The organism is Synechococcus sp. R5-12, from assembly GCF_047502655.1.
Lineage (GTDB): Bacteria > Cyanobacteriota > Cyanobacteriia > Thermostichales > Thermostichaceae > Thermostichus.
In genome coordinates this window covers 1-9,704 of the sequence record NZ_JANSIM010000248.1, presented here as the reverse complement: position 1 = coordinate 9,704, position 9,704 = coordinate 1, and the positions used below count along the sequence as shown (strand labels likewise).

Annotated in this window: 9 protein-coding genes; 5 read left to right on the top strand and 4 right to left on the bottom strand. The window is 56.8% G+C overall.

Annotated features, from left to right (window positions below; translation table 11 throughout):
• Positions 1–75: 75 nt before the first annotated feature.
• The gene (locus tag NW843_RS12635; RefSeq protein ID WP_414374847.1) at positions 76–945 is read right to left on the bottom strand and encodes a M48 family metallopeptidase; all 870 of its coding nucleotides are present in this window, start codon (positions 943–945) and stop codon (positions 76–78) included.
• 34 nt (positions 946–979) lie between these two features.
• Complete coding sequence (locus NW843_RS12630) at positions 980–1,648, bottom strand: hypothetical protein (RefSeq protein ID WP_414332314.1); 669 nt, start codon at positions 1,646–1,648, stop codon at positions 980–982.
• 211 nt (positions 1,649–1,859) lie between these two features.
• Here NW843_RS12630 and treY point away from each other — a divergent pair, with 211 nt between their 5' ends.
• Positions 1,860–4,661: a malto-oligosyltrehalose synthase gene (treY, locus tag NW843_RS12625; protein ID WP_414523112.1), complete on the top strand. Its 2,802-nt coding sequence runs from the start codon at positions 1,860–1,862 to the stop codon at positions 4,659–4,661.
• Between the two features lie 4 nt (positions 4,662–4,665).
• Here the strand turns inward: treY and tpiA are convergent, their stop codons facing one another.
• Both tpiA and NW843_RS12615 read right to left on the bottom strand, forming a co-directional pair.
• On the bottom strand, positions 4,666–5,418 hold the full coding sequence (gene tpiA / locus NW843_RS12620) for a triose-phosphate isomerase (protein WP_414413769.1): 753 nt from the start codon (positions 5,416–5,418) through the stop codon (positions 4,666–4,668).
• A gap of 216 nt (positions 5,419–5,634) precedes the next feature.
• Complete coding sequence (locus NW843_RS12615; protein ID WP_414374851.1) at positions 5,635–6,045, bottom strand: FHA domain-containing protein; 411 nt, start codon at positions 6,043–6,045, stop codon at positions 5,635–5,637.
• A 227-nt stretch (positions 6,046–6,272) separates the two neighbouring features.
• On the opposite strand from NW843_RS12615, the gene NW843_RS12610 reads away from it, so the two are divergent.
• Genes NW843_RS12610 through NW843_RS12595 form a run of 4 tightly spaced genes read left to right on the top strand, consistent with a single transcriptional unit; the run spans position 6,273 to position 9,580 of the window.
• A complete protein-coding gene (locus NW843_RS12610; RefSeq protein WP_255344539.1) occupies positions 6,273–6,689 on the top strand; it encodes a rubredoxin in 417 nt (138 codons plus the stop codon).
• Between the two features lie 8 nt (positions 6,690–6,697).
• Positions 6,698–7,687 carry a photosynthesis system II assembly factor Ycf48 gene (locus NW843_RS12605; protein WP_414342336.1) on the top strand — a complete coding sequence of 330 codons (990 nt, stop codon included), beginning with the start codon at positions 6,698–6,700 and terminating at the stop codon, positions 7,685–7,687.
• 30 nt (positions 7,688–7,717) lie between these two features.
• On the top strand, positions 7,718–8,821 hold the full coding sequence (gene murG / locus NW843_RS12600) for an undecaprenyldiphospho-muramoylpentapeptide beta-N-acetylglucosaminyltransferase (protein ID WP_414523111.1): 1,104 nt from the start codon (positions 7,718–7,720) through the stop codon (positions 8,819–8,821).
• Positions 8,822–8,824: 3 nt separating this feature from the next.
• Complete coding sequence (locus NW843_RS12595; protein WP_414523110.1) at positions 8,825–9,580, top strand: endonuclease III domain-containing protein; 756 nt, start codon at positions 8,825–8,827, stop codon at positions 9,578–9,580.
• The last annotated feature ends 124 nt before the right edge of the window (positions 9,581–9,704 follow it).

Sequence of the window (9,704 nt, the reverse complement as noted above, 5' to 3'; positions counted from 1 at the left end):
CTCGTGGTTGGCTTGCCAACTGCAGGGCTACTAAAAGCCCGCTCTGTACTGCTTTAGCGGTCGGAGTCGGGTAGTTTACGAAGCAGCCGTTGACGTCCGCGGTGCGGAGCCCAATCCCTGGAGCTCCAGGATCTGCTGATAGGTGTTGCTGCGGAACCAACGCTCGATTTCTCTGGCCCGCAGCACCGGCAGCGGATGGGTGCGCCCCACCGTTTGCATCTGCTTCAGCTCCATCTGCCACAGATCCCCGTCCAGCTCATCATAAGTGCGGGCCTGCTCCAAAAAGGCGTCCACGTTCAGCTTGGGGGCCAATTGCGGGGATCCCCCACACAATTTCATCAACACCGAGATCACCGTCTTGGCATCTTGGGCTACCAACAGCGCCGCCCGGTCACAGGTAAACTCGGCACACCGCAGCCAGTGCATCAGTTGATCCTGCAACGCCTGATAAAACAACCCCCCGAAGGGGAGCAAGCTGGTGGAGAGCATGAGAATGTTGGCCATCGTCAAGTAGACCCCGTGATTGCACTTCAAGTGGCCCAACTCATGAGCGATCACGGCCTGAATTTCCGGCGGCTCCAACAGATCCAGCAGAGAGCTGTGCAAGACAATGAAGGGCTTTTTCCCCTGCATGGCAAAGGTGTAAGCATTGGGCGTGGGGTTCTGCCGCACGTAGAGCTGGGGCACCTCCAGATCCAAGATGCGACAGGCCTGCACCAAAAGCTGATGAATTTCCGGCAACTGATGCTCGTTAATTTGGATACTAGAAGCAATGTTGTCCAGATAAAATATCTGTCCTGCCGTTGAGCCAAGCCAATTTTGAATCAGCAGGCCCAGCCCCGGCACTTGCTGCAGAGAGCGGGTGGCTTGCAGATCCACGGGATGACGAAATTGGTCGGCCCGCAGGCCCAACAGAATGCGAGGTTCTCGTTGAATGGACGACATAGACAATAGACAACAGAGGGAGAAAGGACTTCGGTTACAACTCGTAGGGCACAAACTGGCGGTGGCGATTCAACAAAAATAGCCGCTCCGGCGGCGGATCCGGCAGGGTCGGCTTGTCAGTAAAATCAAACGGGTTTTCTCCAGAGGGGATCTCCCAATAGACCACATGATCTTGAATGCGAGTGCCATCGGTAACAAAGCGCCCAGTATCGGCGGCAGCACGCTCAGCGCGGCGATAGAGTCGCCCTTGCCAGGTCAAGTGCGGGGGCAGCCCCAATCCCAAAAACAGTTGCTGCCGACTGGATTCCTGGTTGAACACCGTTTGCAGGCGATCCGCCCAGATCCTTGCCAGATCTGCCGGTTGGGGAGCAGCATGAGCCTCTGCATCGGCTGGAGTTACCTCCAACAGCAGTTGCTGGTTCAAAAGAATCCGAGCGGCTTGAGCTGGGGGATCCCCGCTGCCGGTCGTCGAGGGATTGGGACTGGGGATATCCAGACTGACCTGCACCTGAGGGCTGCTGGCCTGTAGCAAAATCTCTTCCAACCGTTGCTTCAGCAGACGGAGGCGAGCGGGGGCATCGGGGGTGCGCAGGGTCAAAACCAGCTCACTCCCCACCCGAAACTCGCTTTCTGCCCAGGTTGCCTCGCTCCGCCAACTCCCCATCAGCCCACCCACGAGCAGGATCCCTGCCCACCTCGCCATCCTTGCCGGCCCCCTTACCGGGGGTGAAGCGCTCCTCTGTGGCCTTGACAAGTTCACTAACCTCGCCTCTCCCCTGCAGGACTCCTTGATCTTAGCCGCTACCCTAGATACATCTGTTCTCTTGATCTTAGCCGCTACCCTAGATACATCTGTTCTCTTGACCCTATGCCGTTGGCAAGCTCGGCTTCTTTGTCATTGTTCTAAGGTCATCATGCGGATCCCGACTTCCACCTATCGCATTCAGTTTCATGCTGGGTTTGACTTCGACGCAGCACGACAGATTGTTCCCTACCTGAAGTTGCTGGGCATCAGTGACTTGTATGCCTCTCCTATCTTTCAGGCCCGCAAAGGCAGCACCCACGGCTACGACGTGGTGGATCCCAGGCAGATTAACCAGGAACTGGGGGGAAGCGAAAAGTTTGAGCTCTTGTGGGAAGCCCTCAATCAGCAGGGAATAGGCTGGATCCAGGACATTGTGCCCAATCACATGGCCTACGATGGCCAAAACCAGATGCTTATGGACGTTCTGGAGAGTGGCCCCAACTCAGATTTTGTTGACTACTTTGATGTGAATTGGAATCACTCTTACCTGGGGATCAAAGGCAGAATCTTAGCCCCTTTCTTGGGAGATTTCTACGACAAATGTTTGGAGTCGGGTCAAATCCAGCTTCGTTATGATGCCGATGGCCTAAGTATTAACTACTACAACTTGAGGTTCCCCCTCAATATTGACACCTATGCCGATGTTTTTACCTACAACCTGAGCAAGCTGCGGCGAAAATTGGGACGCAGCCATCCCGACTACGTCAAGTTACTCGGGATCCTCTTCAGCCTGAAATTCATTCCCAGCAAGGAAGATCTCCTAGAGCGCACCGATCAAATTAGCTTTGCCAAGCATTCGTTGTGGGAACTCTACACTTCTAGCCAACCTATCCAGAGCTTTTTTGACGAGAACATTGACATCTTTAACGGCAAGCCAGGGGATCCGTCGAGCTTTGACCTGCTGGATAGTCTTCTGGCGCGGCAAAATTTTCGCCTTTCCTTCTGGAAGGTGGGTGCTGAGGAGATCAATTATCGTCGTTTCTTTACCATTAACGAGCTGATCTCACTGCGGGTGGAAGATCGCGAGGTGTTTCGCAAAACCCATCAGCTTATCTTTAAGCTTGCAGAACAGGGGCGTTTTAGTGGTTTGCGCATCGATCATATCGATGGGTTGTTCAATCCCGAAGAGTATCTCCATCGCCTGCGGGAACGCTGCCCAAATCTCTACATCGTGGTAGAGAAAATACTAGAGGCCAATGAAAGTCTGCCCCAAAGCTGGCCGGTTCAAGGCACAACGGGCTATGATTTTTTAGCTAAGCTCAACGGCATCTTTTGTCAAGAAGAAAATGCAGAGGCTTTTGACTCTCTCTATCAAAATTTCACAAATCTACGGCATTCCCCAGAGCAGGTTATCGAAGATAAAAAACGCCTGATCATCGAGCGCAACCTGTCAGGGGATATGGATAATCTTGCTTTTTTGCTCAAGCAGATCACCAGCCATCATCGCTATGCCAATGACTTTACCCTCTACAGCTTACGTCGAGCTTTGGTAGAAGTTTTGGTGTGCTTTCCGGTCTACCGCGTCTATATCCACGAAGGGATCCTCAGTCCAGAAGGTCAACAGGTGGTTCGTCAAGCTGTGGAGAAGGCCAAGGAGAACCTGCCCGTTTTGGTGAATGAGCTGAATTTTATTCAGCGCTTTCTCTGCCTGGAGTCTCTGGACAATTTATCAGACCAGGAGAAAAATGAGCAGATCCATTTTGCCATGCGCTTGCAGCAGTTGGCCGGCCCTCTCATGGCCAAAGGGGTAGAAGATACTGCTTTTTATGTGTACAACCGCCTTTTATCTCTCAATGAAGTCGGTGGGGATCCCTGTCGCTTTGGCCTTTCGGTGCAAGAGTTTCACCGCTTTAATCAAGAGCGGGCAGCTCGGTGGCCTCTGTCCATGAATGCTTCTGCCACCCACGACACCAAGCGTGGCGAAGATGTGCGGGCCCGGCTGAATGTGCTTTCTGAAATCCCCGCCGAGTGGGAAAAGCACATCAACCTTTGGCATGAACTGAACCTCGGCTACAAAGTCCGCAGCAAACAAGCCAAGCGCTCAGAACTGCCGGATCGCAATGACGAGTATTTGCTCTACCAGACATTGCTCGGCTCTTATCCCTTCCAACCGGAAGAGGTGCCCCAGTTCGTACAGCGGGTCAAAGACTATGCCATCAAAGCAGTGCGGGAAGCTAAGGTCCACACCGCTTGGCTTCGCCCCGATACCGAATACGAAGAAGCCACTACCGCCTTTATCGAACGGATCCTTCAAGGTCCTAACCCCTTTTTGGAGTCCTTTTTGCCTTTCCAACGGAAAGTTGCTCACTTTGGCATTTTTAATTCTCTCTCACAGACGCTGATCAAGCTCACCAGCCCTGGGATCCCGGATATTTACCAAGGCACGGAACTGTGGGATTTGAGCATGGTGGATCCCGACAATCGTCGGCCTGTGGATTTTTCCCGTCGCCTCGCCTATTTGGAAGAAATTCAGCGGCGGGTTAAACAGGATCCTCTCCAACTCATTGCGGATTTGCTACTACACCGCAGCGACGGACGCATTAAGCTGTTTCTGATTCATCATGTGCTCAAGGCCCGCCAGGAACAGCCCCAATTGTTTCTCGAGGGCAGCTACATTCCTCTGCAAATCAGCGGATCCCATGCTGACCATGTTGTGGCTTTTGCCCGTCAGCACAGTAAGCAGGTATTGCTCACGGTAGTGCCGCGTTTTTTAACAAAGTTGATCGACGAAACCCAAGATCCTCTGGGAGAATCCGTTTGGGCAGATACCGAAATTCATCTGCCGCGTTGGAAGCGGCTGGACTGGGTGAACGGGCTAACCCAGGAAAGGATCCCTGCCGGCGAAACCTTGCCGGTGGGCGTTGTCTTAAAATCCTTCCCGGTGGCCCTGTTGTGGGGACAATCCCGCTAGCGGCCTAGGCGGGGGCTAGAGCCTGAAAATTGACGATGCGGGCAAACTCTTGGGGGTCTAGGCTGGCCCCTCCCACCAACACGCCGTCGATCTCAGGCTGGGCCATCAGCTCATCGATGTTGCCGGCCTTCACCGAGCCGCCATACAAAATGGGCAGTTGGGCATTGCCCAAGTGTTGCCGGATCAAGCCGATGACCCGGTTGGCCTCTTGAGCTGCACAAGTCTGGCCGGTGCCGATGGCCCAAATGGGCTCATAGGCAATCACCAAGTTCTCCAGATCGATCCCCGGCAAGGCGCGATCCAATTGCCCCACAATCCAAGACTCGGTCAAGCCTTGCTCCCGCTGCTGCTGGCTTTCTCCCACACAAAGGATGGGGGTGAGCCCGTGCCGCTGGGCAGCTGCCAAACGCCAATTAACGGTTTCGTCCGTCTCGCCGAAGTACTGCCGCCGTTCGCTGTGGCCGACGATGACGTAGCGCACCCCCAATTCCGCCAGCATGGGGCCGGAAATTTCCCCGGTAAAGGCCCCCTGATCCTCCCAATGTAGGTTTTGTGCTCCCACGGCTATGTCGGATCCGCGGCTTTGCTCTGCCACCACCGCCAGGTCTGTAAAGGGCACACATAGGATGATCTGCCGCTGGGATGCTGACCCTGACGGCGATGACCGTAAAGCCAGGCCCAACTCTCGCAGAAACTCGCGAGCCTCAGCCTGAGTCTTGTGCATTTTCCAGTTGCCGGCAATGAGGATGGGGCGCAAGATGGATCCTCCCTTAGAGACAACAGAAGGAAGGGATCCCGCAAGCAGAAAGCCCAATAAAACAGCAGGGATCCCAGCTTTGTTTTTTTGTATGACACAGTTTACCAGCAAGCGATCCCGAAAATACGGCGACGGGATCCCCTCTCCAAGCGCCGGTTAACCCTTCAACCAGCATGCAGACGGGACAGGCCAAGACCCAACAGGGAAGGCAGCTTCCTACAGCCCAACGATCTGGGTGTTTTCAAAGGTAGCCAGAATTTCATCCAGATCTTTGTTCTGCAGCGAGTAGGTAGCGGTGGCATCGTTGCCAAACTGAATTTCGTCCCCGTCCTCCAGATCCCGAAATTCCACCCGTTGCCCGCCCACGTAAAGGCCGTTGGTGCTGGGGGTGCCCTGAATGTCTCCGTCGATGATTTGGTAAGTGAACCCATCGGGAGAAGAGGGGGATTCTGTTTTGACCAAAATGGCGTGGTAGCGAGAGGCGTACTGGGAGTCGATGCGAATGCTGTTGCGTGGATCCCGGCCCAACGAATAAAGCTCAGCCGTCAACCAGTAGGCTTTTGGCCCATGACGATCCTTGACGATGAGCACGTGATTGAGGGCCGGTCGGCGAGGGGGCGTGGTCATGAAAGGCACCCGCTTGCACAACACTGAGGGCAAGATAGCCAAAACATAACATAGGATCCCCCAGGTGGATCCCTATGTCCACCAGATCAGCCTCTCCAAGAGCAGCGGAATCTGCCCATCACTCTGAGCTGGCGCGGGATCCCCCTGAGCAACAAGAAAGGGTCTGAGTAGATTTTTGTAACAATTCCTCTCATAATAGGATCGACGATGCAGATGGATCCCTGACCATGAATGGCTCGCAACCGGATCCCGGTGTTCAACCCCGTTCTCCCAAGACACCGAGGCTCATTGAGTTGCCGGAAGATGAAACCGATGCGCAGCTCAGCGATCCCCTGCGGATGCAGCGCTACGAATGTCGTTCTTGTGGCTATGTTTACGAACCGGCCAAGGGGGATCAGCTCAATCGGATCCCGGCGGGCGTACCGTTTGAGGAATTGCCAGCCGATTGGAAATGTCCGGTGTGCCGAGCCGGTAAGCGCTCGTTCCAAGCAGTGGGCGCCAAGGGCAAGCCTTCCGGTTTTCAAGAGAACCTGCGCTATGGCCTGGGGGTGAATGTGATGACCCCTGCCCAAAAGAACCTGCTGATCTTTTTGGGATTGGCGCTGGGATTTTTATTTTTGATGAGTTTTTATTTCGTCGAGTGAGGGTCAAGATGTTCAAACCCCTGAGGCTGGTGCTGCTGATTGCTGTCTCGGTGCTGCTAATGGCGGCGCGGATGCCAAACATGCGGGTGGTGCCCTGGGAGCAGGTGGAAGTGCCCACCCAGAACATTCTGCTGGACATTGCCTTCACCGGCACCACCCCTTCCCATGGCTGGTTGGTGGGAGACAAGGCGACGCTGCTGGAATCCCGCGATGGGGGTCTGCACTGGCAGGTGCGGGAGCTGCCGGGTCTGGAGCCGGAAGCCTACCTGGCCTCCATTAGCTTTGCTGGGGCAGAAGGCTGGGTGGCCGGGCAGCCGAAGATCCTCCTCCACACCCTAAACGAGGGATCCGACTGGACTTCCATCCGCCTCAACAACCAACTGCCAGGGGAGCCGCTCTTGATCCAGGCTCTGGGCCCTGGCGCCGCCGAAATGGTGACCAATGTGGGGGCCATCTACCGCACCGAAGATGGCGGTCAGACCTGGCATGCCCAAGTGGATGAGCCGATTGGGGCCATCAAAAACATTGCCCGCGGCCCTGAAGGCGAATATCTGGCGGTGTCGTCGCGGGGCAGCTTCTACTTTCTGTACACTCCTGAAAGTCGCACCTGGAAGCCCTACCCGCGGGAAAGCTCCCGCCGCATTCAAAACATGGGCTTTGGCCCCCACGGCAGCGCTTGGAAATTGAACCAAGGGGCGGAGATCGCCTTTACCGATGACTTCACCTCCGGCCAGTGGTCGTCGCCGCTGCGTCCAGGGCGGGCCCTCAGCTTTGGCTACCTCAATGCCGCCTACCAGAACGACCACGACCTGTGGGTGGTGGGGGGTGGCGCTACCCTGATCCACAGCCCTGACGGTGGCAAAACCTGGGAACAGGCCAAGAAACTCAGCAACATCCCCGCCAACTTCTACAGCATTGAGTTTTTTGGCCCCGAGCAAGGGTTTATTCTGGGGCAGCGGGGCACCCTCTTGCGCTATGTCAGCTCCAACAACTCCTGAAGGTCTCAGGGATCCCTAACCGGCACACGGGTGGACACACGCGCCAAGGATCCAGCTTCACGCCCGCGGCTGCTGGTTGCTGCCAGCGGCACTGGTGGCCACATTTTTCCGGCCTTGGCCGTTGCCGAGCAGTTGCCTGACTGGCAGATCGAATGGCTGGGGGTGCCGGATCGGATGGAAGGGAAGCTGGTGCGGGAGCGCTATCCCTTGCACCGGGTTGTCATGTCCGGCTGGCAGGGATCCCCTCTCCACAGGCTGCAGGCCTTGGCCCAACTGGCCCGTGCGACCCTACAAGTGCGCCGACTCCTTATGTCGGGACGGTTTGATATTGTCCTGACCACCGGCGGGTACATTGCCGCTCCTGCCATTTTGGCCGCCCGTTCGCTGGGGGTACCGGTGTTGCTGCACGAGTCCAATCGGATCCCGGGCAAAGTGACCCGTTGGCTGGGGAGATTTTGTCAGGTGGTGGCGCTGGGCATGGCGGAGACGGCAGAGCATTTGCCAGGGGTGGCCGCCCAAGTGGTGGGCACGCCAGTGCGGGCCGAGTTCTACACGCCCCAGCCTTTCCCTGCCGACCTCCCCATTCCCGACGGGGATCCCCTCATTGTGGTCATGGGGGGTAGCCAGGGGGCGCGGGGCCTCAACCGCATGGTGGCCGCCTGTGCCCCAGCTTGGTTGGAGGCGGGGGCCTGGATTGTGCATTTGACCGGCGGCAGCGAAGCTCAAGATCCGGAAGCCAGGATCCCCAGCCATCCCCGCTACCGGCCCTTTCCTTTCCGTCGAGATGTAGCTGCCTTGTTGCAGCGGGCCAACTTTGCCATTAGCCGCGCCGGAGCCATGAGCCTGGCGGAGTTGCTGACCACCGCCACCCCGGCCATTTTGATCCCCTATCCCTTTGCTGCAGAAGATCATCAGTATCAGAATGCTCTGGCCTTTGTGGGGCGCGGTGGGGGGGTGGTCATGCGAGAATCCGAAGAGAATCTGGACTTGCTGCGGCAAACGGTGTTGACCTGGTTGGCTCAGCCGCAGGTGGTTGCCCAAATGGCCGCCCACTTGCAGGCCGCAGCTCCTCCCAATGCCAGCAAGGTTCTTGCCCGCCTGTTGCAGGAGATCCGCCAGAGTTCTGCCCGTTAAGCCGTGGTACAGCCAAGATTGGACAGCCTTTCCCAACGCCTGCCTGTGCCCGCCAAAGCGGCGGAGTCCCCAACCCTGCTGGCAGAACTCCTGCCCGCCGACAGGATGGAATCGCTGTTGATGCGGCTAGAGCAGTGCTTTGGGATCCCTCAGCGGGCTCCCGATGGGCTTTCCCCCCGCCCGGATCTCCTGGACGAGTTGGTGGGCACGATCCTTTCCCAGAACACCACTGACACCAACAGCAGCCGTGCCTTCCGCGCCCTCAAAGCCGCCTTTCCCTCTTGGGAAGCGGTCTTGGCCGCCGATCCGGCAGATCTGGTTCAGGTGATCCGCTCCGGCGGCTTAGCCCACCTCAAGGCAGTCCGAATTCAGGAGATCCTGGCTGCCATTCAAGAACGACAGGGATCCCTGAGTCTGGACTTTCTAAGAGAGCTAGACGATGCTGGCGCCCTCGATTTTTTGCTCTCCCTGAAAGGGGTAGGGCTGAAGACCGCCACCTGTGTGTTGTTGTTCGGGCTGGGTCGGGATCTCTGCCCGGTGGATACCCATGTGCATCGAGTGGCCAACCGTCTGGGCTTGGTGCGGGCCAAACATCCCGACGACACTTTTGCTCAGCTTTCCCCTCAGATCCCCAGAGGCAAAGCCTATTCCCTGCACGTCAACTTTGTCCGGCTGGGCAAGCGCATTTGCAAGGCCCGTATGCCCGAATGTGGCCGCTGCCCGCTGCGTCCCACCTGCCCTTCTGGGCGGCAGCGCTGATCCCCATCAACAGGACGGAGCTCTACTCTGCAGGCGCAACAGAAGCATCGGGGATCCCCTCTTGTCCGTTCCTGCCGGCGTCTCTGATACATTTACGCTGAACACTGCTGAACATCACTGTTCA

Excerpts from the sequence above, each read along its gene's own strand:
- NW843_RS12610 (WP_255344539.1), top strand. The coding sequence starts at position 6,273 with ATGAATGGCTCGCAACCGGATCCCGGTGTTCAACCCCGTTCTCCCAAG.
- NW843_RS12605 (WP_414342336.1), top strand. The coding sequence starts at position 6,698 with ATGTTCAAACCCCTGAGGCTGGTGCTGCTGATTGCTGTCTCGGTGCTG.
- treY (WP_414523112.1), top strand. The coding sequence starts at position 1,860 with ATGCGGATCCCGACTTCCACCTATCGCATTCAGTTTCATGCTGGGTTT.
- NW843_RS12615 (WP_414374851.1), bottom strand. The coding sequence starts at position 6,045 with ATGACCACGCCCCCTCGCCGACCGGCCCTCAATCACGTGCTCATCGTC.
- NW843_RS12635 (WP_414374847.1), bottom strand. The coding sequence starts at position 945 with ATGTCGTCCATTCAACGAGAACCTCGCATTCTGTTGGGCCTGCGGGCC.
- NW843_RS12630 (WP_414332314.1), bottom strand. The coding sequence starts at position 1,648 with ATGGCGAGGTGGGCAGGGATCCTGCTCGTGGGTGGGCTGATGGGGAGT.